The organism is Chitinophaga sp. W2I13 (assembly GCF_050434005.1).
In the GTDB taxonomy this organism is placed as follows: domain Bacteria; phylum Bacteroidota; class Bacteroidia; order Chitinophagales; family Chitinophagaceae; genus Chitinophaga.
Genome location: NZ_JBNPWD010000001.1, coordinates 6,283,253 through 6,306,102, shown reverse-complemented (window position 1 = coordinate 6,306,102; position 22,850 = coordinate 6,283,253). Strand labels below are relative to the sequence as shown.

Sequence of the window (22,850 nt, the reverse complement as noted above, 5' to 3'; positions counted from 1 at the left end):
TTTATAATAATGTAGTAATTCTGACGACTGCACCGTGCATAAAAAACGCCAGCAACCGGTTGTTGTCTGCTGCCACGGAGAAGATAGCGCCCGGGGCTTCTACCTGCTGCTGTTCATGGGGTGCGGCGGTATTGATAAGAAACGTTTTACCTTCAAAATCCACCGCTATGATGTATTTGCCGTCCGGTGTGATGGTGGCATCATTCCAGTTTCCTTTCCAGCGGTTTATTTCTTTTCCTGCCGTAGTATCCCAAAGGCCGATGTGATTGTATTGTAACAGCAGCAGTTGTTTTTCATTTGCTGTCATTTCAATTCTCACGGCGGGCAATTGTTCCGGGATGATGGTGGCTTTAAAAGTTGCCTTATCGAACACGCGGAACTGCGGCGTGCCTGCCAGTATCCATTTATCGCTGATATACAACGCTGCCACCGGCAGGTTGCTGTCTTCCCAAAGAGTTTGCAGCAGGCGTCCTTCCTTATCCAGCAGCAGCACCTTTGCGGGTGGCGGGCCTGGTTTGCCTATCCACTGTACTGATACGGCCACGACGCTGCCATCGGGCGCCCATGCAAACACGCTTGGCGTATATTCATTACCGTGAGATACCTGATATTGTCCGCCTGCCGTTCTGATAACTTCCTGCATGCCCGGGATTTCGTGCCGTACGTTGGCAGCCAGGTCGAGGACACCGGCGCCCCAATACAGCTGATCGCCGATGAGCGTTGGAAAGCCCGGCTGTGGCGTATCCGTATGATGTTGCAGCAACGGCTTGTCTTCTTTCCATACCGTTACCTGGTGCAGGGAGGCAGCTATCGAATAGTTGTCTTTGAGCACCAGTTTGTTGCCACCGTTACCTGTCAATGTTTTCCAGTTCTTCATTTTTCTTTTTATCATTTTGTTTCCGGGAGATGTGCAACTGCTGCACTACTTCCTATAACAACATTTATTCACGGGGTGTTTGTATTGGTTTATTGCTATGGTGGTGTAATCTGCGTTTTATCCACATACCCCAGTTTGCCGTTGAAATCAAATGCAGCCCATGCACCGGTGAAGCCGGCTACCTGTAAAAGATCACCCGGTTTTACCCAGCCAATACCTTTGTGTTTTGGACCGGGACCTCTGAACACGGGGAGTTTTTTCAGTGCCGTTACTGTTGCGATATATGCTTTCTGATCAATGAGTAAGTTATTAAATCCACGTCCGGGGATGCGTGCATTGGCCAATGGCCGGTCGTCGCCCGGCTTATCGGATCTTGGCGCCAGGCGACCCAGTGGCCCGAGAATTTCATCCGGCTGGCGGCCGGCCAGTTCCGCTGTAACGAGTGCCGACAGCTTGGGACCGGTTGCTGTATTTGAAATCTCATTTCTGAAGAATGCTTTTACAAAGGCATTTGCCGGTTCGTTGTGCAGCCATGCCAGTGCAAGCCTGATCCTTCCGGACGTGTGCGGAGCTGCCGGAGCAAACAGTGTAGCATCTGACGGTTTAATAATTGCTACGTCGAGATGTACTTCCATATGCCGCACAAAATCGGATGGTACGCCTTCCAGGAAAGTTACGAATGCTCCTGCTCTTGCAGGATCAAAGTTGAGCCATGCCTGTTCCATCAAAAATCTGCCAATCCGTTTCTCCGTATCTGCTGCCGCTATCATTGACGGCGTTTTGAGCATTTCGTCGTAGATCTCTGCCGCAAATGCAAGGCGGTCGTTGATCCAGCCTTTGAAGTGCGCAACTGATATACCATATTTTGTTCCGAAACCGGCAAGGAACGGGAACTGCGCTACCTGGGCAAGTTCCAGCAATTTGGCGAGGCTTACCGGGTTGGGGCCCAGTCCCTTCAATGCTACCTTTACAAAGGCTACTACGCATTCATCCCACCATGATGTAGTGGCTATTCCCATTCTGTTATTCAACAGCACGGTGGCTGTTGCAGCATTTGCAGCCGCTACTTCCACTGCCGCCCTCATGACTCCTTCCGGCTCACGGCCTACAGCCAGGTAAGCTGCAGCGGTACCAAAAGCCTGCGGATCAAAAGGATAATCGATATGAAGATCATTGCTGACAGGATCTCTCAAGGTGGTTGCTGAGAGTCCTACGGATGCACGGGCTCCTTCCACCTGCACCGGTTTTCCAAGCGCTGCCGCCCTTTGCTGTGTGTACTCTACCACATTTGGATTAGCGGCCAGATATGGCGCTACATTGGCCGCGGCGGTGCCTGTAGGGACCGGGTGTGCCCCAACAAGACAACCCGCAAATACGATGCGGGCAGTGGCAGGATCAAGATTATTGATCAGCACATCCAGCAGGGCCTTTGTTTTTAACTTTTCCAGAGGTTTGCTGATATCAAGACTTTCAGAGTTGTAGTCAACACGGCCTTTCACAACGTTTGGTAAACTTGTACCCGCCAATTCAAGACTGTGCGGCGAACCATGCCCTGCGATGATCACCTGTGCGATCTGAGAGCCCTTGCCGTATGTAGCAGCAATTTTAGGTACCTCTTTAATAATATCAGCGATCGAATTTTGACCTTCCAGCATCAGCACCAGGTTCGGTGAGTTGATGATCACGTCTTCAAATTTCGGCGCCGCATCCTGGAATGCGCTGGCATCGATACCGGTATGAATGATAAGATGCAATGGAAGTAGCTGCAGCCTGTTGCTGTAATTAGCCACCAGCTTATTGAGCGCCGGTATGCTGAAGCGATGCAGGTTCCGTATTCGGCCTTTCAGGTCGGAATAAACGGATGGCGAAAGAGCTGTGAACATATTGATCATCTTCTGGAATTCCGCTCCCCTGGCACCTGCGCCGGGAGAATACCCTCTTTGCAGGTGAGGCTGAAAGTCTTTCCAGTAATCTTTCAGGTTCGTCAGTAAAACGGGTCTTGCCTCTACATCTATCAATTGCAGTTCAGACACTGTTTCGTGCAGCACTTTGCCGCCAATCAGTTTTTCCAGTTCCAGCATGGTTTTGCCCAATGCCATTCGCCGCGCTACCGGCGGCGTAGTGTTTAGTATTATTACCGTGTCGCCCTGGTTACAGCCGTTACCAAAGGCGCCCAGCTTTGTCCATTCATCCGGCGTCAACGGAATCAGGTCCTTAAGTTTTAGATCCGAGGCGCCAGCCAGTATATGAGGCCCCTCGTCTATTTTAGCGATCATCTTCCACAATGCTTTCCGGTCGGCTTCTATTAGTGTACTCTCGGCAAACCAATCGGCCCGGCGGCGTATGTAGCTGTTGAATTCATCCAGCGACATACCTGTGTTGGCGGCTGTACCGTCACCGAGAAGTTCCACTTTATTCGCCAGTTTAAATTTGGAATACGCATAGGCCAAAGGCGCGCGGGAAATCATCTGCGCCGGACTTTGCTGCACTACATGGGTCAGCTCATGCGCCAGCAGGTGTTTTCCTTCAGCGCTGTCGTTATGCTGATTGGCGCCAAAATAAATATCCGTTCCATGTGTAAAGGCTTTTGCCTGCAATTGCCGGCTCATATCCGCAGCGCCTGCATCTTCATGAATACGCACGCCGCTGAGGTCTGTACCAAAGGCGCGGCTCATTTCTTCATTACGGCGCGATGGCAGCGGCGCTCCGTTACCTTTACTTTGCGACAGCTGTTGTTCTACCGCTGGTGTTACATCCGGTGTTGCATTAGCAGTAGCTTCGCGTTGCAGGGTGCCGTCTTCTTCTCCATGCAGCTCTTTCCGCTGAAAGAAAGGATCTTTCACGGGGGCAGGGCCAAAGAAGGGTCCTTCCCGCTGCTGCGGTGCAGAGGATTTTAGTCCGGGTGGTTGTATCTGTGTATTTGCTGCTGCCACTTATAAAAACTTTTATTCAATCGTTTCATTGGGTTTGCATACGTTTTCCCTGGCGGAAAACTGTTCTGATCTTCTTACATATCTGCAGGTAGGACCGGCATAAATAGCTTCCAGGTTCATTCCCGGCGCCATGCCCGGCTGCCAGTCACTTACCACAGAAATAGGCGCCATCCCGCTTACAGACTTCTGTTTAATATTCACGTCTTCCGATCCGGCCACACTCCAGAAGGCGTGGTTTAATGGAATGAAAGCCCCCATCTCCCTAACACCAAGTATTACGGTAAAATCCATCAGCCAGAAATAATTGGTGAGATGAAAAGGACCCGTTTTTGAGTCGGGGTAATGCAGTGGGAACGCTGCGCCCGGCCGGTCCCTGATGGCTACTTTTCCCTGAGTGGTGCCGGGGCCGGAGTTAAACATACTGAGGCCATCAATGGCAAAATGACTGGTAGCATTTTCCAGATCCTTACAGGGCAACAGGTTACAGTTGCCATAATCCAGCAACAATGTGCGGCCTGCATTATCGCTGTACTGCGCCATGAGCGTATCTCTTGTGAGCACCTGCGAAAAGCCGACGCCGGTACCTCCCAGCGAAGTCAGTGTGATATCTGCCGATGCCTTCATGGAAAAATGGTTCCGGGCAAAAAAGTTATCCTTTTCGTTAAAGGTGGGCTTAGGTGTAGGCACTCCCTGCTGACCAATGAACAGGTTTTGTACCTGCACATCTACCCAGGGTGGTAATTTATTGACTACGGGTGTGGAGCGGAACAGAAAGAGTTCTACTCTCCTGTTGCGGGCCTGGTTTTCCGGCGATGTTTCCGGCGCCATACTCCTTGGAGTGGATGTATTATCTATCACGATCCGGCTGTCGGGAATTTTTTTAGCGATGAGAAAGTCCCGGATGATGCCAGCCCGTTCTGCCGCCAGGGCTTTGTTACTGTCTACATTGCCGGAGGTGCTGGCAGCTCCCTGCAGTTTTACTTTCAGTGCGCCGTCTTTTTTCAATATCTCTACCCAGCGATCGGCTACTTCGTTTAGCCGTTCACGGTGGGCGGCGCGCATAGCTGCTTCTCCCACACAATAATTCCAGAAAATAAGCTCATTACTTTCTGATTTGCCGGCGGATGTGTCTTCCACACCAAATACCTGTCCCGGGTTATCATTGGCCCATTTGGATTCAGGTGTACTGCTGGCTTTACACGCATCCGCCACAGCAGCAGCGGGCGCAGCGTCTTTGGCTTTTGCATCCGCCGGTTGTAATTGCAGTGTATTATCTCCAGGTTTACTAAAAAAAGATTCCCCGTTTTCAGCTTTGCTGAAAAAAGGTTTATCATTTTCTGCCTGTTTGTTTTTAACGTTTTTCGGAGATTTTTTCATGCAATTACTATTTAAGTCGTCTTCATCAGGGTGTTGTACACGGGTATCCGTAAGGTGCGGGATTCAGCGAAGTGCGTTGTCTTACGGGTTCCCATACGTAATCAAATGAAGGTGTTGTAAATGGTACGTTACAGGTGGCGGGGCAATTTGGTTTGTTGCCGCCGGACGCCACGCCTGATGGCCCGCCGTTATAAGTAGCGCTTGCCCAGGCGATAGGATCCATCGGATTTTCATGATCGTATAGCTTATAGGCGGTGATCAGCGCCACCATAGAAGCATAAGAGAAGGCGCCGCTCAGCAGGCCGAATGGCGGCGGTAAAAATCCGATAGGAGAAATAAAGCCGTTGCACAACCGCATCATAATACCGTAGGTACCGTAATTTACGGTACCGGATTTCCAGCAGCTGCTGCCTGTTTGCACGGTGTTGGAACATACGTCGTCTGCTTCATGCAGCGGATCACGGCTCCAGCAGGGATCCCCGGCTGATCCCGGCACACCGCATGGCGGATGATAAGGTCCTTGCTGTGTCCAACCGGCAGTGTTCAGGAATAAGCCGAACGTATCAAATGCGTCTTTATTAAGTTGCGGTCCGCCGCTGCCCATAATCACAGGCTGTACGAGATAACGGCAGGCATTCAATTTATCTGTGAATCCCCAGCTGTTGAAATTACTTTGTACCTGCGCCCATACCCGTGCTATTTCTGAAGTAACATTGGGACCGCACTTTCTTTCAGGAACAACGGGAGGCGTTGGACCCGGCGGTGGCGGCGGTGGTACGGGCACTACCGAACTGATAACGGCTACCCTGTTGGCCACCGGATCGGTACGGGAGAAGTGATTGGTTTCCCCATGTGCAAAAATGGAAATAAACCCGGCGCCAATACCGGGGCTGCCATCAGTTGGAGTAATCATCTCGTCCCTTACTGCCTGTGCACGGTGGCACGACAGCCCCCAGTTGAACGCATCAGTGCCATCCACACTGGCAAAACCATCTATCCGCACGGTAGCACTGGCCCCGAGGCGATGCCAGTTGGCCGCAAATCCGCTGATCAGCCGCTGGTTAGCAGGCGATAAACCGGAAGAAGATACCGTGAACGGATAGCTGTCTTCCACCCTTGGCGCACTGGTATCTACGGGACAGGCCAATCCTGCAGGCACCTGCGACAGGTCCCCGTGTTCTTTCACGGGAGCTACCTGCCGTGCTATGCCTGTTGTTCCCTGTCCTTGTTGTAAAGTATGTGTAAGCTCATGCGCCAGCAGGTGTTTACCGGTGCTGCTGCCCGGAGCATATTTTCCTTCGTTAAAATAAATATCATTACCGGTGGTAAATGCCTGTGCATTCAGTTGACGGTTAAGTCCTGCTGCGTTGCTGCCAGTATGGATCTTTACACTGCTGAAATCTGCGCCGAAAGCGCCGTTCATTTCCTGCAGGGTATCTCCTTTCAACCCTTCTCCCTGTCCTTTGGTACTGTTGATATTACTTTCTACTGTTGTTGGGGAGATGGCGGCCGGAGAGGTTTCCTTCCGCTGCACGTTGTTCTTCTTTTCTTCTTCTTCTTCGCAGTGAGCACATTTACGCTGAATAACCGGCTGGAAAAACGGTTGCGCCGCGGGCTTTCCCCAGAAAGGGGTTACTGCCGGCTGTTTAAGGCCGGAGGCGGGGGCTCGTTGTATATTTGCGGGTGATAATGTTTTTGTACTCATGCGGATGTTGTCTTTCTCAGGATTTTATATTGAAGCGGATATTGTCTTTCTCGCTGATTACGCTGATTATACTGATTTTAAGGATTTTGTTTTTGGGAATTTTTATTGATTTAGGAAGCTTATCGCCATTGTACGTGTAGTGGTATTTTCATCCATTTTAGTTTTATGATGCTGATGTTCCAGGGCAGGCGATCCAAAAGGATATCGATGGTGTCTGATTCCATTTGTAACTGATGCTTATCTGTGCCGGTGATTAATCTTCCGGGGCGTTGCAGGAACCCTTCCCGTAGCCCGTCTGCAGAAATATTTTTCAATGCCTTCCAGTGGCTGATGGCATTTTCCATCAGGCCGTCGGCTTCTTCCATAGCTTCTGTTGTTGGCGCCAACTTGGTATCCAGTGGCCTTTTTAGCGGCCAGCCACATAATAATTTTGGCAACACCACTTCAAATTCATCGGCTTCCGTTTGCCCGGTTGCCATGTAGTGTAACAGCATAATGGCCTGCTGCTTGCAGGCGGCATTGAGGAACTGTTTACCATCCGTCCATTCCAGTTGACGGAACAATGGCTGCAACCAGTGATGCAACAGGATGATCCCCGCATTTACCACGTAAAAAGTTTTGGCGCCGGTAGTAGTCGCTGATATTTCTTCTTCAGATGTATCTGTGTCCGGTTTGGCGGAAGCTTCATTGGCTAATGGAGCAGCGACCGGTTCTTTTGGCAGCGCTGCCGCTTGTTGTATGTTGACGGAGGTAGCCGCGGCTAATACTTTATCCCAGCCATTATTGCGGCATACCGTTATCAGTTCCTGTAGCTGCGTAACAAATACCGGCTGTTGGATTAACAGCTGATTCATTTGTGCAGATTCACTTACAGTTGGGTTCTCTGCCGCCTGTAATAACAATGAATGCCAGCATGCCTGTTCGAAGGCACGGCGGTTCATTCCATCGCTGTGCGCAAGTTGTAACAGGCGATAGGCATCATAAAGCTGGTGAATCACGGGTGTCCAGCTGGTTTGTTTTCTGGCGGTGATGATGACCAGCAGCTGCGTAATAAATTCCGGTGAATGCTGCATCAGGATGCGCGGGAGATAATCCCGGTTGTTCAACAATTGCTGGCGCAGCGAGGTAATTGCCTGGTGACTGGTAGCCAGCACCTGTAATACCTGCTGGTACCATACTTCATCGGGCCGTGACGCATTCCAGGGAAGCGTGCCATGTTCCATGTAGTAGCACCACTGATCAAAAGCGTGTTCCGGCAAGGATTTACGCGGTGTTTCTTTTACATGGAGCGTGGCTAGTGCAGCGGTCATTTTCTCCAGCAGCAGGGCCACGTAATGATCATTATTAAGATCGGCCGCCTTGATTTTTCCAAGGTCAATTTCAAGACGATCTATATAAATAACCGTGTCGCCGCTGCTATGACTATCGAACAGCTTTTCCAGTGCAGGAATGATCTTGTTCCAATACAGCGCTGTTACCTGGTGTTGCCAGGTAAAAACAGTGTCTTTGTTATGCACTGTCAGCAGGAGTGTTTGTTTACGGATCTTATGCAACATGATTATTTATTTCATCCATCGCAGGCATTGTGTTACGAGGCCTTCATTTTCATCAGAGACCAGGTCTTCCGGTTTCCAGTCTTTTGCCAGCGCCGCCAGGTTGATTCCTTTGTCTTTCATTTTGCGCAGTGTTTGCTGCAGCTGTTTCTTTTCGTGAGCGGCAATGCTTACCGGCACCCGCAGCAGCAGCTGATCCAGGCAAAGCCAGGTGGCGTTGCGCAGCAGCAATGCCTGTTCACTTGCAGCGGCTTTTTTCCCGGCAGGCATATTTTTTAGTAAGAAGTCGGCCAGCGTGCTGTACTTATGCATATTCAGCGGGCCTGCTTCCATAAATTTGCCGGTGCGGTCGTATGCTTCCGTGTCTACAATATTATCGGCATCCACCGGCAGGATCTGTTGTTTGTATTTTGAAATACGCTGACGGCCTTTCCGGTCGCGCAGCAGCACATCTTCCGGGGAGTTGCTTCTGTGCGTGGCAGCAGCCGGCGACGCAGGGTCTTCCACCAGTTGAGGCGACTTTGCCGCTGCTAACTGCGGCGATGTTGTTGCCGGCGTGCTACCCCGTTTGTTTGCCAGGATCCGTCCGGGTGGCGGCGTGGTTTCATTGGAAAGACAATCAATCTCCTGCATGTCGCAGTTTTTACGGAACAGGCGATTGATCCAGTCGCCGAAGTCAGATTCAGGTAGCCTATTTTGCCTGTTATCATCAAAGCAGGATGGGGTGATCTGCTGGCAATCGGGATCCGTATCGGTATCAGGTACCGCATCCATGATGCCGGTTTGCCCGAAGAGGTAACAGATGAGGCAGCACTGGATATGCGCGTCATCACCACAAACAGGTTTGCAGGCAAGGTGCTGCAACCAGCGGCGGTAAAGGGTTTCAAACTCGCAGAAGCTGCGTGGCCGCAGCCATAATATATTCAGCAGCACATGCGCGGGCGCTTCTTTCCGGAGCAGGTTTTCCATCATCGCACGGGTGCTGGTATTGCGGAAACGCACGGGCCATCCGGGCAACACAATGGTGGCTACAAAAGAATAGGGATCTGTAAAAGGAACTACGGTCGTTTTAAATACCGCATCTTCCGGATCCACATCATAGCCTACTACTTCTTCTTCCCAGGGCAGCCTGCAAAGCGGCTCCGGCTTTACCGGCAATAAACACTGGCAATCATCCTCTACGCGCGGCCGGAGCAGGATGTGTTCCACCACATGCATGCCTTCATCATTAATGGCTGCAGCCGTGCGGTCAATGGCATCTTCCATGGCAGGCAGTGTGGCATAACACTGCGGGTTGACAGCGAGCACATAACTGCTGTCTACCAGTTCAATACCAAACGGGCCACAGCCTTCTCCCAGAGAGGGTTTGTAATTACCGGGGATCGACAATGCCGCGCAAAACCGGTAAAATCCACGGATAGCCGCATTCAGGCACTCATATTGTTCTGCGCTTTCCCAGATGATGGCGCCGGGTTTACGCACCGGTGGCGGCGCATCACAGGCGCATCCGTTGTTTTCATCCGGCAGGGGCTCTTCGGGAATGAAATCATCGTGGTACAAACGGAAAGAATAAGTATAGCCGAAGGCTGTTTTTACACGGCGTGCCGGGTAATAAAGCGCACCTTGCTGCATTTTTGCTTTCCATTCTTTCAGGTCATCCGCCGACAGCACAGCGTCGCCTGATGGTTTGAAATAGCCGCTCACAGCGCTGCCGTTCAACAGCTCAAACCGGTTGGCAGTGGTGTTCAGCGAGTAGTTGCCGTCTTTCCACAATAACGATAATACTTCAAACAGCCAATCGTCCTGTGCCCTTTCAGCATTGACAGCCGACGTATATTGCTGCCCGGATATTAAGATCACTTCTCCGCCTGCCATCAACTGTAGTTGGAAATAGTTACCAGCGTAATAAGGTTTTACTTCCAGCGATACCTGGCAGTTTTTACCGAGTTTCAACCCGATCATTTGTAATTGCTCCAGATATTTTGCCCTGATTTCTTCTGTGTTGTATTCATAGGGATGTACTGCCAGCCGGTAGCCTTTCTTCACGGCGTTAAAACTATAGCAGCCATCATCTTTTACATATCCATAATACGCGCTGTTGCCATGGCGGGTAGCATCGAGCAATAGTTCCAGCCCGGTGTACACGTAATCTCCATTGGCGTTTTTCGTAGCGCTGCCCCAGGCATCTTCCAAAGAATTATACTGTTGTACACTTTCCAGCAGCACTTCATTCATGACCACCTGGTAGCGGCAACTGGTTTCATTGAGCCGTACGCCGCTGTTACCGGCGTACCGGGCCAATGCCAGGAATAATTTCAGCGCTTCGCTGGCGGCGGCCATATCTGCAAAGCCATTGCAGAGTTTCCAGATCTTTTCCCTTTTGGTAATATCGTACAGGCTTATCCGTAGTTGCTGCACATTGCTCAGCCAATGATAAGGGAAGCTTCGCATGATATGCGGTACAACGTCCAGCAGCGGCGCTTTTCCGCCGAATTGTGCAATCGTGTCTGTGGGCACAATAGCCAATGGAATTGTATCCGTTACCGGGTCTCCTTCCAGGATAATGCTGGTACCCCAGGCTGCGGGGTTGCCTGCCAGATGTACCAGTTGCAGGTATTGCTGCCGGAAGGCGGTTAATGCTTCCGCAGCAGATTTGTAAGCCTTGTAACTGCGAAAGTATTCCGTTTCTGTTTTTGGATAGATAGGTGAATGATAGTTCTTCTCAATGCCGCGGATCACATAATAGTAGTTAATTGCCTGTGTTTGCGGATTTTTCACGCAGGTAACCACTTCTTCTCCCCCCATACATATTTCCAGGTAATCGATTCCCTGCTGGTTGCGGCTGCGCAAGGCGGCCAGGCGGTCGGTTGCCGGGGCTTTGGCAGCAAAGGTTTTAGGGAACCTGGCAAAGCAACCGGTTTTATTGATTACGCGGTATACAAAGGCGCCTTCCGCGCTGGCTGTTGTGCTATGAATATAAGAATCGATATCGGCAGGAGCAGCGCCGGTTCTCAGCTGCGCGAGTGACAAAGCATTCTGCAGTTTACCGGCTGCTGTTGCCGCCGGCAGGATGATCTTCTTATTCAGGCCGGCATGCAGTAAAACGGGTTTGGCGCCCTTTTCTACTTTCAGTTCCAGCTGGTCCAGCGATGCAGTGAAAGTATCCATCTCTGTTTTTGCCAGCTCTTCTGTGGCATATTCTTCTTCGCTGTTGAACAGGTACGGCTTTCCTTCCATGCCCTGCAACTGCACTTTGTATTTCCATGCAGCGGGCTGCCTGGAATAAGATACCTGGTATAACTGCGCCTTTATAAGCTGTTGTATATGCAATACGGTATTATCTGCCTGCAGCTCTTCATCAAATAAGGCCGGGTGCATGGCTTTTACGTTGCTGCGTTCTACCAACACTACTTCATACCTGCCATCGGCGGTTTGCCGCACCAGGTAACCTGCGGGAGTGGCCGCCAGTTGCAGGAGCAGGTGAAATTCTTCGGTTGCCTGCTGTTCATTTTTCACCGCCGATGCCGAAGTAAACATAATAAACGCATCTTCTTCGATGCTGATCTGCACTTGTAATTTTCCGCCTTTCTGCTGGATATTATCTGCCTGGAAGGCAGCAAGATTGATAAAGGTAGTGTGGGTGGCATTTACGGGTAACAACTGTAATGCCGGCAAATCTTCTGTTGGTGGAATGCTCCAGTCGTCTTCCTGTACTGCTGCCAGTAAATCGTCGGTAGCTGCAATGGCCTTCTGCTGATCGGAGAATGCCTGGTTTGAATGTAGCAGCGGTTTCCCGTCGGGGCTGGTCACTTCAATAAAATGATCATACCGGCTGATTTCCACGGTACCATTCAGCGGCTGTTGCGTAAAATGTTCCTGTAACTGTAACAGGCGTGCCTCCCGCTCTTCCGGCGTAGTGGCCGGAGATGCCAGGTATGCGTTGCCTGCCAGCAAAGGCACCTGCAAGCCAAATTTTCCCTGCACGGGATCATCTGTGCGGATAAGATGCTCCGGGTGTTTTAATTGTTGCGCAAGATGCACCAATGCCGCAGATGCATCTTCCTTTGTAACGTAGTTACTTGTTCTGAACAGCACCTGGCTATCTGCATCTTTTATTTCTGCATAAAAAAATGTTTCATAAGGTCCAACAATAAAAGGGCACAGGTAATGACGGTCAGTTTTCTCTATGCCAGCTAATGCACTTACCCGTTGTTCGTAGCCGGAAGTATTGGCCGTATTCCATTTATTAACGCGGTAGTCGTAAGCCTTACCGCGGTTCCTGCTTAATTTATCATAGGAAGAAAGAAATTTTGCTTTGGCGCGCAAACCCTTCTCTGCAGCCTTCTGCCGGTCGCTGATGCCATATAACACCAATGCATAATCGGTAAAAGTTTCTGCGAAGCGGCTGAGCAGGTGATTGAGCATGGTTTCGCGGCGCTGCTGATACAGGGCTTTGTCTTCCACAATCTTTTGCAGGTAGCCCTGGTAGTCGGCCAGGCTGAATACCACGTCGAAGGCATACTGCTCTTTGTTAGCTGCATTTTTAAATCCGAACGACCGGAGATTTTCCGGGTATGCTGCCAGGAAGATGGCGGATTGCGCAGCTTCCTTTGCTTTTTGCTGGGAGGGATAATAGCGGCAGCCGAGCAATACATATTCCCTTCCGGGAGTGGCTATCACAAAGCACCAGCACCCATCGCCATAAAGATAAGTGGTAATGTTAGTGGTATTATCCTGGTGGCTCATATCCAGCAGCAGCTGTTCCACCGCGGTATTCCGTGCAGAAAGATAATCGAAGCTGTAGTATTTGTTACGCCAGCGCTGGATCACATCTTTCTTAACGGTAACGCCTGTATGCAGTTCATTGAGCAGTTCTTTTCCAACCGGCAGCATGAGCGTATCATGCTGTTTCCAGCCCAGGTCAGCATAAAAGCCGCCCTGCTGAAAACGCAGGAGTTTGTCGAGGTCCGGAACGTCGGTAACAGCGCCGCTGAAATACGTTTGTGCCGGCGCATCCGGCGACATAGAGAACAGGTCGCGCAGGTGTTGCAGCTGCGCCAGGTAATTGGATAACAGCTGATCAAAGAACAGCAGGAAGCCTTTCAGCTGCCATGCCTGCACTTTGCGCTGCGGCGACGCATCGTTACCCAGCTCCCCGTTGCCAATGCCGTATACCCGTGGAAAATCACGTTGCAGGGAATAGTAGTTGCCCAGGTCTTCCCGGTAAAAACCAGAAGGCACCGCATGATCAAGATATGCGGATGACTGGTCGTACCACACTTTGGTGCCGTTGAGCAGGGAAGCGTTTAAATATTGCTGCAGGTTGGTGCCATCAAAAGTGAAGGTGGCGCTGCCGCGTTTAAACACAAAGCGGCTGTATACCAGCGACAGCAGCGGCAGGTGGCCATCCAGCAAAGGCAGTATCCAGGCGGTGCCGTTTGTGCTGGCAACGGGCGTATGGTCGCCTGTAACATAGCCGGCTATACTAAGACCGGAAATGGTGGATACTCCCGGCACTTCGAACATTACGTGATATACATCTGATACGCGGATTTCGCGGAGGGGTTTGATCGCTTCCAGTTCGGCGGTGTCAATGAAACCATGGCTCCCGGCTGAATAGGCTCTTCCCGCAAAAATTTCTTCCATCGTTACCTTCTTTTCTTCCAGCATCTGTTGCAGGGTATAAAAAGTAACGCGGGGAGAAAAGAGGTGATAAAGCTGAAGTACCAGTTCGTTGAGCACAGTGGTTACATCTGCATTTTCCTCGAGCTGGATTTCTGTGCATACGCCAATTTCTTCATGGCACAGAATGGTGATCCTATAAAAGTCTTCACACAAATTGCGGTGCGCCATTAATGCCTTGCGAATGCGTTCTTTCAGGTCGGCCAGCGCTTTTGCTCTTTCCTGGCTGTCGTCCGGCAGCGTTTCCGGTTCAATGAAAATATTATAAAGCCCATTCAGTTCCAGCAGGGAAATATCTTCATTGGTAGCCGCCAGCTGCGGGTTGCGGCTGCGGCACTCCAGGCCTTCATCGCCAAACCAGTGTACTTCCGGCGGAATGTTGGTAGCAATTTCCAGCCATGCGTTCCTTACGCCATCGATATCGGTGAGCAGTTTGCGGTAGTCGGTGATAGTAAGCGGGTTAACCGTGAGGATCTTTGCCGGCGTAAAGAAATTATCTTCTTTCCCGGTTCCCGCAGGGTTCATGGTGAGCAGGTCTTCCAATGGCAAACTGGTACGGTAGCCCATATCCAGCAGGGAGTAACACAACACTTCCAGGATGGTGATGCCCGGATCGTGCGCGTTGTGGTCGGTCCATATTTTGCCGGAGAGTTTTCCCAGGTAGTCGATGCCTTCACTCCGCAACTTTTCGAAATCCAGTTCCGGTGGAAAAGCAGGATCATTTTTAATGATCACGTTCTTGGTATTTGTGTCCTCAGCCATAACGATGTAGTTAATTAATGATAGGGTCCTGCGGCATTGACGGCGGTTCCTGTCGTGTATTATTACATGGCGGGATCAGGGGTTCCGGAATATTACAATCTGTTTCCCGTTCAGGGATGCGTGTTACCACATCGGGGCAAACCACTGCGTCCTTTTGTGTACTCACGGTAATGTTACCGCTTACCAGGATGGAACGCGGCGTATGCGGTTCCATATGCTGCGATGGCGCTGTTTCCAGCTCATGCTGCATGGTAAGGCACTCTACATAGTCCACATAATCCAGTTGCTCCACAAACCGTACAACGTCTGCCTGGTGCACGATTTGTCCGAACGACAGTTTATCCAGTTTTCCTATCGCCCAGGGGGCGAAAAATTCCTGCAGGTCTGTTTTCAGTTTTTCGGTATAATATTTTTCATCTTTCCCTTTATATAATTGAATGGAGATGTCGACCATCACTCTTTCATATCTTGGATTGGTGACTTTCAGCCGTACAAAAGGAGATGAACGTTGTTTGAGGAAGGTGTGAATCTTTTCCAGCAGGCTTAACGGCGCTTTGGGTTCCATGAGATTGCCTGCTGCCAGCTGGCGCAGATCCGGAATTACCGCCACTACCACATAACCGCCGGCGGCTACCAGGTCTTGCTGGTACACTTTGGCGCCGAGGCCCAGCGTATGGTTTACGCATTTCACTTTATACAGCTGTGGAAACTCTTCGAGTACCAGTCTTTCAAAATCAAACGACTGGATAGCGCGTCCTTTGTGCCGCAGCTGTTCGCTCACGCGTACATAGAAATGCCCTGCGGCTTCCGGTAACCGTCCGTTGAAAGCGTCATACAGCTGGGTCACTGTTTTGATATGTGCATCTGCTTCCGCCAATTTGCTAATGCTGCCGGCTTTTAATACATCTCCCAGGCGCATCGGATCATTTTCCGGCAGCACGGTGAATGTGGCCAGTGCGGCCTGTGTATGCACGCCAATGGTTTCACACACAGCGGCCACGTTTTCGGGGATGGCGGCTTTCAGCCAGTAAGTGCCGGCGGGCATAACGGTATTGACTATATTAATATCGCCGGGCACGGCTATTTTAATGATGCCGGAGCGGGTTAATCCGTCGGTATCGTCATTGAGCACTTCAAATCCTTTGCGAAGCGGCTTCCAGACATTGCTGCACAGGTAAAACCATTCCACTTCCGCTTTCTTTGACTCCGAGTCGGCCGTAGCTTCTGCCAACTGGAACAGGAGGTTCAGGTTGCCATATGGCTGCAAACGGTCAAGCCCAACAAACAAAGTGCCTTCGTCGCAGAATACCGGTAACAGCGAGGGTTCCAGGTCCAGCACTTCTTCCTTAAAAGTATTTTCAAAAGGATACAGGTGCAGCAGCTGCACATCTTCCTTTATAGCAGTAGCGCTGTAGTCGATAGAGATCTGGCTGATCACCGGCGTCCAGGGTTCATTAGGGATGATGGCCGACAGGGTGTTGGTGTCTACCACGGATACCTGGATATCCTCCAATTTTTCCTTGATATCTTTTGCCAGCTCGGTGAGTCCTTCAAATCCCTGGAAAAAACCGCCGCGTGTGGGGAAGTCCGGTGGATTGGGGCCTCTTGAAATGTAGCGGATCGTTAATGCTTCCGCCGGGGTGGGCGTCCATGCCCAGGGCGGCGACATGCTGTCTGATGGAATCCTGCCATCGAGGCCACTGGGCCCCTGGATATATTTATTAAGATTTAATGCATCTGCATAAGTATCCTGAACCAGTTGTTTTAATTCTTTTAAATTGAATACTACCGGGGAACCCACTGAATTGTAGTAAGCGGCGGTATCGATCCTGTTCTTCGGATCTTTCGGATCGTCCAGCAGGCGGTTAAATGCGGTCATCTGACGGGCAAGTACAAATGCATAATCCTTATGCATAAAGTCCTGGCGGGCGAGGGTTATTTTGGCGAAGTAATTACGGGTATCGGCATTGTACCGGGCTACCTTTTCGCTGGTAAGACTGAACTGATCCTTGAACCCTAAAGCTGTTGGCTGATCGAATGCAATGGAATAATCGTATATCTTCTGCGGATCGCAGGGAACATCCACATTTTTAGTGAACAGTTCTTCTGCCGAAGCATTCTCCTTAAACCATTTTCCATCCTGCAAAACATACTTATTAATCTTGAAGTCGGTTTCCGCTAACCCGCCCTGGACGTAGCCTGCATAGTATCCTTCAAAGCTGGCCGGTTTGTCTTTCCAGTTCATATTCACATATACCTTATCCCATTTTTTCCCGAAGATCTCTGTGGAGCCGATATAAAAACTGGGGCCTTTGGCGGTGTTGGAAAATTCCTTTTTACCTTTCAGTATTTCAAAATCAATCAGCGCAGGCCGGGTGCCAAAGGGATAAACAGGCGAGTTAACATCCTGCACGGTTTCATCATTCTGCACGATTACATTTTTAACCCCGCAAACATCTACTTTAATAGATACATTCCGGATGCGGAAGTCGCGCAGAAAATGATACAATGCAATAGCCGTCACCGTATTCTTTGGCTGGCGTTCCAGTTGGCACTGGCCGCAATCGCCGCCTACTTTCTCGATCAGTATATCATCCAGGCTTAGCTTCACCTGCTGATCCACCTCCACGCGCAATACCGGCAACGTGGTATTGTAGTTGCCATTGAGCACTTTCTTATCATAAAAAGTAACTGCAGGCACTTCCGGCGGAAGCGCTATCTGAAGTGTTAATTTATAGCCGCTGCCGGAAGGAACAATTGTAATATCTGCGAGCTTTGGCGGTGCAATCCATTCTTCTGCGCCGCTGAAAAACAACTGCAATACGCTGCGAGGTTTGAACAGTTCTTTTACTGCCGCCGGTAATGTGTTGATGTTTGCCAAAGGCGCATCAGGGGTTACGCCGTTGTCTGTTAACACCGCATGTGTGCCATCTGAGGCATATCTTACATCCGTAAGCGCATCCCGCAGTATGTTGATGGTAGCGGCATCCACACCCATTTCTTCTGCTTTCGCAATGAGGTCATCCGACAGGTAGGTGTATTTATTTTTCAGGATTATTTTCAATGCATCGAAGTAATCGATATCCTGCAGCAAAACATTATCGTCGCAGTTTTCAGAAAGCACGCACTCAATATCTACCGTGATATTCCGGGTACCTTCCTGCAGCAATAATACCGGCGAAGCCAGCATAAATCCGAGACGGGCATAAGGATGTTGCACCGGTTGTACTTTGCCCGGCGCAATAAATTTACTGTAGCGGGAACCGGCGGTAAACCAGTTCTTTGGCATAATTTTCCTGGAAGGGTTTATCTACCCCATCCGCCATATTGGCTTTGGTGGCGATATACAATCCTTCAATAAAATTCCTTTTATAACAAAGCTGGTTGCCGTCTGCCATCGTTCTTTTGAAGGCAATTACGGGGTTTACATACAAGGTAAGTAAACTGGAGATAGCGGCATTATCCACCACTATTTCATCTTCAAGCCGGAAGATAACATCTGTTTTCAGGCTGTCCTTTCCATCGCGCAGTGCGGTTCCTTTAGGAAGCAGGTATTGCTGAAAGGGTTGCTGTACTTCAAACATCACGTGCGCCTTATCCGGCGTGAGGGGTTTTGGTACCAATTTTAATACCTGTTGAAAGAAGAAATCGAGGTGTTTTTGTGTGAATCCGTTCAGCTGTTGCTGTACGTGTGAGAAGAGGTACAGGAATGCAAAGAGCAGACCCAGGTGCGGCGTATGATTCTTTTTATAGGCTTCATTCAGTGGTTGCAGGCTTTCTGAGATACTGTCCGGCGCCAGTGTGGCAACAGCGGCAATAGCATCCAGGAATGGCTGAAAGATGGACTGGTAGGCCTGCAACAGCAGTAGTGCTTTTTCGCGGGAGGTGGCGGCGTAATGAAAACTTTCATTCCATTCCAGGTAAGCGAACAGCGGATCGATGCCCCATATTTCTTCATTTTTAATTTGTGAAAGATCGAGGGGACGAACACAAAACCATTTCACAGCGCCGTTGGTGAACTGGATAAACCGTGACAGCGGTGTACGGAGCTTTTGCTGAATAATGGCTTCTATACTACGTTCCATTGGCAGTCCGGTACCCTGAAAAGCTACCTGCCACTGTGCAATGGGAACGATTACATCATCATATAAAAAATTGATCAGGAGTTGAAGCGTATCTTTTGCGGGTCGTTCATGTACCTGTTTTACATATCCTTCAAAATTATCTTTCAGCTGGCTGATATTTGTTTTAGTCAGCTGCGCCAGCAGGAAAGGGAGGCTGTTCCGGAAGAAAGGCTGCCAGTCGTTGATCAGGTACGCGTCTTTATATTGATAGTAATTGATCTGCGGCGCCATTTGTACGAAATAATGGAGCAGGTCCGCGAGCTTTCTCCCGTCTATTGGTGCGGAGGCAGCATCCAGGGCCGGTAGTAGCCGGTTGCGCTGACTGATGCCTGGTTCATATTGAAAAGGATGTACGATCATGATTTAACTGATTAATTGATGACCCTGCAGCGGAGGCGCCTGTCAGGGTTTTTGCGCTGCTTCCAGCAAATAGAAATCATACACATAATTGTACCTTGAATTAGTACTTGCAATCGTATAGTCGATAGAGATAGTAAACCTTCCTTCTATCAGGTCGGGGCTATCCATAGGCACCACGCCTATTTCTTCTACTTTGATGCGGGGTTCATAGAAGAGAATGGCATTTTCCACGAGGTCGCGCAGGAAGCCGATCATTGTAGCATTGAGCGGTTCAAAAATATAGTCCTGCAGGTCGCATCCGTAGCGGGGTTGCATCACTCTTTCTCCCAAACTGGTAGACAGCAATATGTCGAGGCTTTCTTTGATATCGGCTTCGTTGCTTACCAGTTCCACTGCTCCGCTCTGCAGATCAAATGTTGGCGGGAATTTCCAGCCGGTGCCGAGGAATGAACGGGGATCATTTTGTAACATGTTTCTGAATATTTTTTAACCGCCAATAATCACTGTGGGAGCTCCCATTACAATTACGCCGCCATGTGCTGTGAGGTCGCCCATTCTTGCGGCGGGCCGCCCTCCTATCATCACCGTGGCAGATCCTTTCACGATCGCATCCGGCGGGCCCACGCAGGTGCAGATATCGCCGGTAACGGCTGCCGGGATACCGGCAATCATCACCGTGGCTACGCCTGGTCCTACCACCGGACCGCCCACATGAGGTACCGGTCCCGAAAACAGGGGGCAGGTGTGAAAGTCGCTGATGCGTGCTGCAGGAGGCATGAGATTAACAATTTAAGTGACCGGCAATTGTTGTTCATTTTGGGGTTTGCCGGTTAATTTATTTTTACTAAAGAACCTGTTATTTCTGTGATACCCTGGGAAGATAATTTTGCGATCGCTCCTTTCAATTCCACTGCGCCATCTGCTGCTGCGGAAATGCTGGCGCCTCCTATCGACAAGGCCGCGCCGGCCGACAGCACCAGGTTTACGCCTGCTTTCAACTCCACGTTCATGGGGCTTTCCAGTTTGATACCGGAAGTATCCATCGTGACCGTGTTGCTGTTTTGGTCTTTCAATTTGATGCTGGTACTCGCTTCATCGATCGTAATACTATTTCCTGCGGGGGTATCTATAGTGATTGTTTTCGTACTGTCGTTGAAGTGAATACGCATACCGCTTCTTGTCACAAATCCTTTTTCATCATTGGCGTCCTGCGCGGTGATGGGTGCCGGTTTTGCACTGCTGTTAAGCATTCCCAGCACAATAGCGTCACGGGGATCATCGTTGATAAAGCCCACGATCACTTCATCGTCAATTTCCGGGCGGAAGAAAGCGCCGCGGTTATTCCCTGCATCGAGGCTGGCGACTCTTACCCAGATGCCGCGGGCGGCGTTGTCTATCACCGGTATCTTTACCAGGATGCGGTGTTCGCCGTCGGGATCATTCTGAAGCTGTACCACTTTCCCGATCTGGAGGCCGTGGATAGCGGGCAGCATTCCTGCTGCGGGAATATCTGAAATATCTTTATAAGCTTCCGCGAGCCAGTCGGGTTCCAGTCCGAACTGGATATGAGTGTCCCAGCTGCCGTGTGCTACTTCATGCCGCACACCGGTTACAAAAGCGTTGCCGTTATACCGGTTGCCGATGCCCTGGAGCGTAACCATATCGCCGGGGGCCACGCCGGAGAAGCCGAGGAACTTTGCCCTGCCGCGGATCTTTGCCAGCCTGCTTTTCAGCATGGCGGCATTGGTGAGCTGCTGCAGTTCTTCCGCTGCACGGCGGCCGCTGTGTGCCAGATCATAGTGTTGCAACCCGATCACGTCTGCCAGTGTGCTGCCGGAAACATTGCCCTGCTCTGTATAATCGGCCGAAGAAGTTTCTGCCTCGTATAACTGCTGGCCGGTGTAGTCCCAGGCGCTGGCGTGTACGGAACTCCATTGGTAGCGGGCATCCATTTCTGCTTCCAGTTCCATCAGGGAGGCGCCGTAGGTGAGCTGTAATACAGCCGATGCAGTGGTATCCGGTTTCTTTACCTTTACTTTTCCCTGGTCGGCGATCACCAGTTTGCCATTGGCTTCTGCGCGAAGCAGGAGGAAGTCCCAGTCGGTGCTGTGGTGCTGTACCAGTTCTTTGTGCTGAACAGTTGTTGCCTCCACGTCTGCGCTTAAACTGCTGTATCCCCTGATGAGCTGTTCTATCACCTCGCTGTCCTTTACTTTTTCATAGTACCGGCTATGCCTGCCGATGGCCATTTTCACGGTTTCATCGCGGCATTCCACCGTGAGCACGGGGTTGCCATCCTGGCGGAATTTGATGCCCTGATGTACGATGACGCCTTTGAATAATACTTTATTGGAGCCATCGCGGCCGATTTTGATGGTGAGTTTGGTCCCGGGCAGCAGGTCGCCGGTGTTGCTGATAGCAAAGTCCTGGTCGGCGGCGGCGCCATCTCGTAACACGATCTTTGCCATCGGAATTTTATTCACCACCTGTGTAAGTGTGAGCGAAAGTACCTCGTACACGGGATTCAGCGGTGTGGTACCGTTCAACAGGATGTTGTAACTCGCTACATCATGTGCAGAAGTATTGGGTATTCCTGTTTCGTTCATGATACTTCACTTTTATCGAATGGAGGGAAATAGATCTCTTTGCCAACCGGTACTCTTTTGAAAGAGGTGAGGTTATTTTGCCGGGCTACCTGTAACATGTACTTAGGTTCCTGGTAGATTTTAAAACTGAAAAGATCCAGCCGGTCGCCCTGTTTAAAAACGCGGTGGTGTGTAAGATCAGGCGAAGCTTTGCTTTGCTCCCTTTCATTAGCTTCCCTTGCGCGGTAGTTGAGAAAGGTAGCGCTGACTTTTACCCGGAGCGGGCTTCCGTCTGCATTAAACAACACGTAGTTCAGGTCGAGGTTGGACATTACGCAGGGAAATGCGATCTGTTTGCCCCAGAATACTTTCAGAAAACGTGGCCGGTGTGTTTCCCCATCCATGTAGTACACGGTATCCAGCAGCAGCTTTACCTGCGCCTGTACATCCATACCGGGATAACCGTATCCTTCTATGGTGTTGGTACCGTCGAGTACAAAGTCGAGCTTCAGCTCTTCCGGGATGGTAGAAATAAAACGCGCTTCCGTTTTCTGGCTGCCTGGCTCACGGCGGATGTCATAGTCTACCTTCAGCGACCGGGTATAAGTTTCCGCATTTACCGGGACGGTAAATTTGTGGTTGTTATCCAGTTGCTGCTGCAACCTGTCGGAATACGTGAGGATGTAGATCTTTTCCACTTTTGCGTCTGTCATCGTTCATTTTTTTCTTTCAGTGCCTGTAATACTTTTTCCACGCACAACGCGATCATGGCTTCTGTTGCATGGCTGCCATCGCCGGCCGCGGTGGTATTGCTGCCTGCCGATCCGCCGGAGGCGTTATCCGGCGCTACTTCAGCCTTGATGATCAGTTCACGGATTTCTATGGGCATGAC

Annotated in this window: 13 protein-coding genes; all 13 read right to left on the bottom strand. The window is 50.4% G+C overall.

Annotated features, from left to right (window positions below):
* Position 1: 1 nt before the first annotated feature.
* On the bottom strand, positions 2-877 hold the full coding sequence (locus tag QFZ48_RS25745) for a hypothetical protein (RefSeq protein WP_429048327.1): 876 nt from the start codon (positions 875-877) through the stop codon (positions 2-4).
* A 95-nt stretch (positions 878-972) separates the two neighbouring features.
* Complete coding sequence (locus QFZ48_RS25740; RefSeq protein ID WP_429064431.1) at positions 973-3,810, bottom strand: DUF4157 domain-containing protein; 2,838 nt, start codon at positions 3,808-3,810, stop codon at positions 973-975.
* A gap of 12 nt (positions 3,811-3,822) precedes the next feature.
* Positions 3,823-5,187, bottom strand: a complete 1,365-nt coding sequence (locus tag QFZ48_RS25735) for an OmpA family protein (protein ID WP_429064429.1) — start codon at positions 5,185-5,187, stop codon at positions 3,823-3,825.
* Between the two features lie 25 nt (positions 5,188-5,212).
* Positions 5,213-6,892, bottom strand: coding sequence for an eCIS core domain-containing protein (locus QFZ48_RS25730; protein WP_429064427.1), 1,680 nt, complete (start codon positions 6,890-6,892; stop codon positions 5,213-5,215).
* Between the two features lie 119 nt (positions 6,893-7,011).
* Positions 7,012-8,448, bottom strand: a complete 1,437-nt coding sequence (locus tag QFZ48_RS25725) for a contractile injection system tape measure protein (RefSeq protein ID WP_429064425.1) — start codon at positions 8,446-8,448, stop codon at positions 7,012-7,014.
* A gap of 6 nt (positions 8,449-8,454) precedes the next feature.
* Positions 8,455-14,889 carry a hypothetical protein gene (locus QFZ48_RS25720; RefSeq protein ID WP_429064422.1) on the bottom strand — a complete coding sequence of 2,145 codons (6,435 nt, stop codon included), beginning with the start codon at positions 14,887-14,889 and terminating at the stop codon, positions 8,455-8,457.
* Between the two features lie 10 nt (positions 14,890-14,899).
* Positions 14,900-18,178, bottom strand: a complete 3,279-nt coding sequence (locus QFZ48_RS25715; RefSeq protein ID WP_429064419.1) for a hypothetical protein — start codon at positions 18,176-18,178, stop codon at positions 14,900-14,902.
* Positions 18,138-19,373, bottom strand: a complete 1,236-nt coding sequence (locus QFZ48_RS25710; RefSeq protein ID WP_429064417.1) for a hypothetical protein — start codon at positions 19,371-19,373, stop codon at positions 18,138-18,140. The genes QFZ48_RS25715 and QFZ48_RS25710 overlap by 41 nt, the downstream gene beginning before the upstream one ends.
* A gap of 42 nt (positions 19,374-19,415) precedes the next feature.
* Positions 19,416-19,844, bottom strand: a complete 429-nt coding sequence (locus QFZ48_RS25705) for a GPW/gp25 family protein (RefSeq protein WP_429048337.1) — start codon at positions 19,842-19,844, stop codon at positions 19,416-19,418.
* Positions 19,845-19,859: 15 nt separating this feature from the next.
* The gene (locus QFZ48_RS25700; RefSeq protein WP_370910748.1) at positions 19,860-20,150 is read right to left on the bottom strand and encodes a PAAR domain-containing protein; all 291 of its coding nucleotides are present in this window, start codon (positions 20,148-20,150) and stop codon (positions 19,860-19,862) included.
* A 53-nt stretch (positions 20,151-20,203) separates the two neighbouring features.
* Positions 20,204-21,979 carry a type VI secretion system tip protein VgrG gene (gene vgrG / locus QFZ48_RS25695; RefSeq protein ID WP_429064415.1) on the bottom strand — a complete coding sequence of 592 codons (1,776 nt, stop codon included), beginning with the start codon at positions 21,977-21,979 and terminating at the stop codon, positions 20,204-20,206.
* On the bottom strand, positions 21,976-22,671 hold the full coding sequence (locus QFZ48_RS25690; RefSeq protein WP_429048340.1) for a hypothetical protein: 696 nt from the start codon (positions 22,669-22,671) through the stop codon (positions 21,976-21,978). The genes vgrG and QFZ48_RS25690 overlap by 4 nt, the downstream gene beginning before the upstream one ends.
* Positions 22,668-22,847 carry a DUF5908 family protein gene (locus QFZ48_RS25685; protein ID WP_429048341.1) on the bottom strand — a complete coding sequence of 60 codons (180 nt, stop codon included), beginning with the start codon at positions 22,845-22,847 and terminating at the stop codon, positions 22,668-22,670. Before QFZ48_RS25685 ends, QFZ48_RS25690 begins: the two co-directional genes overlap by 4 nt.
* Between the last annotated feature and the right edge of the window lie 3 nt (positions 22,848-22,850).

Excerpts from the sequence above, each read along its gene's own strand:
- QFZ48_RS25745 (WP_429048327.1), bottom strand. The coding sequence starts at position 877 with ATGAAGAACTGGAAAACATTGACAGGTAACGGTGGCAACAAACTGGTG.
- QFZ48_RS25735 (WP_429064429.1), bottom strand. The coding sequence starts at position 5,187 with ATGAAAAAATCTCCGAAAAACGTTAAAAACAAACAGGCAGAAAATGAT.
- QFZ48_RS25730 (WP_429064427.1), bottom strand. The coding sequence starts at position 6,892 with ATGAGTACAAAAACATTATCACCCGCAAATATACAACGAGCCCCCGCC.
- QFZ48_RS25725 (WP_429064425.1), bottom strand. The coding sequence starts at position 8,448 with ATGTTGCATAAGATCCGTAAACAAACACTCCTGCTGACAGTGCATAAC.
- QFZ48_RS25720 (WP_429064422.1), bottom strand. The coding sequence starts at position 14,889 with ATGGCTGAGGACACAAATACCAAGAACGTGATCATTAAAAATGATCCT.
- QFZ48_RS25715 (WP_429064419.1), bottom strand. The coding sequence starts at position 18,178 with ATGCCAAAGAACTGGTTTACCGCCGGTTCCCGCTACAGTAAATTTATT.
- QFZ48_RS25710 (WP_429064417.1), bottom strand. The coding sequence starts at position 19,373 with ATGATCGTACATCCTTTTCAATATGAACCAGGCATCAGTCAGCGCAAC.
- QFZ48_RS25705 (WP_429048337.1), bottom strand. The coding sequence starts at position 19,844 with ATGTTACAAAATGATCCCCGTTCATTCCTCGGCACCGGCTGGAAATTC.
- QFZ48_RS25700 (WP_370910748.1), bottom strand. The coding sequence starts at position 20,150 with ATGCCTCCTGCAGCACGCATCAGCGACTTTCACACCTGCCCCCTGTTT.
- vgrG (WP_429064415.1), bottom strand. The coding sequence starts at position 21,979 with ATGAACGAAACAGGAATACCCAATACTTCTGCACATGATGTAGCGAGT.
- QFZ48_RS25690 (WP_429048340.1), bottom strand. The coding sequence starts at position 22,671 with ATGACAGACGCAAAAGTGGAAAAGATCTACATCCTCACGTATTCCGAC.
- QFZ48_RS25685 (WP_429048341.1), bottom strand. The coding sequence starts at position 22,847 with ATGCCCATAGAAATCCGTGAACTGATCATCAAGGCTGAAGTAGCGCCG.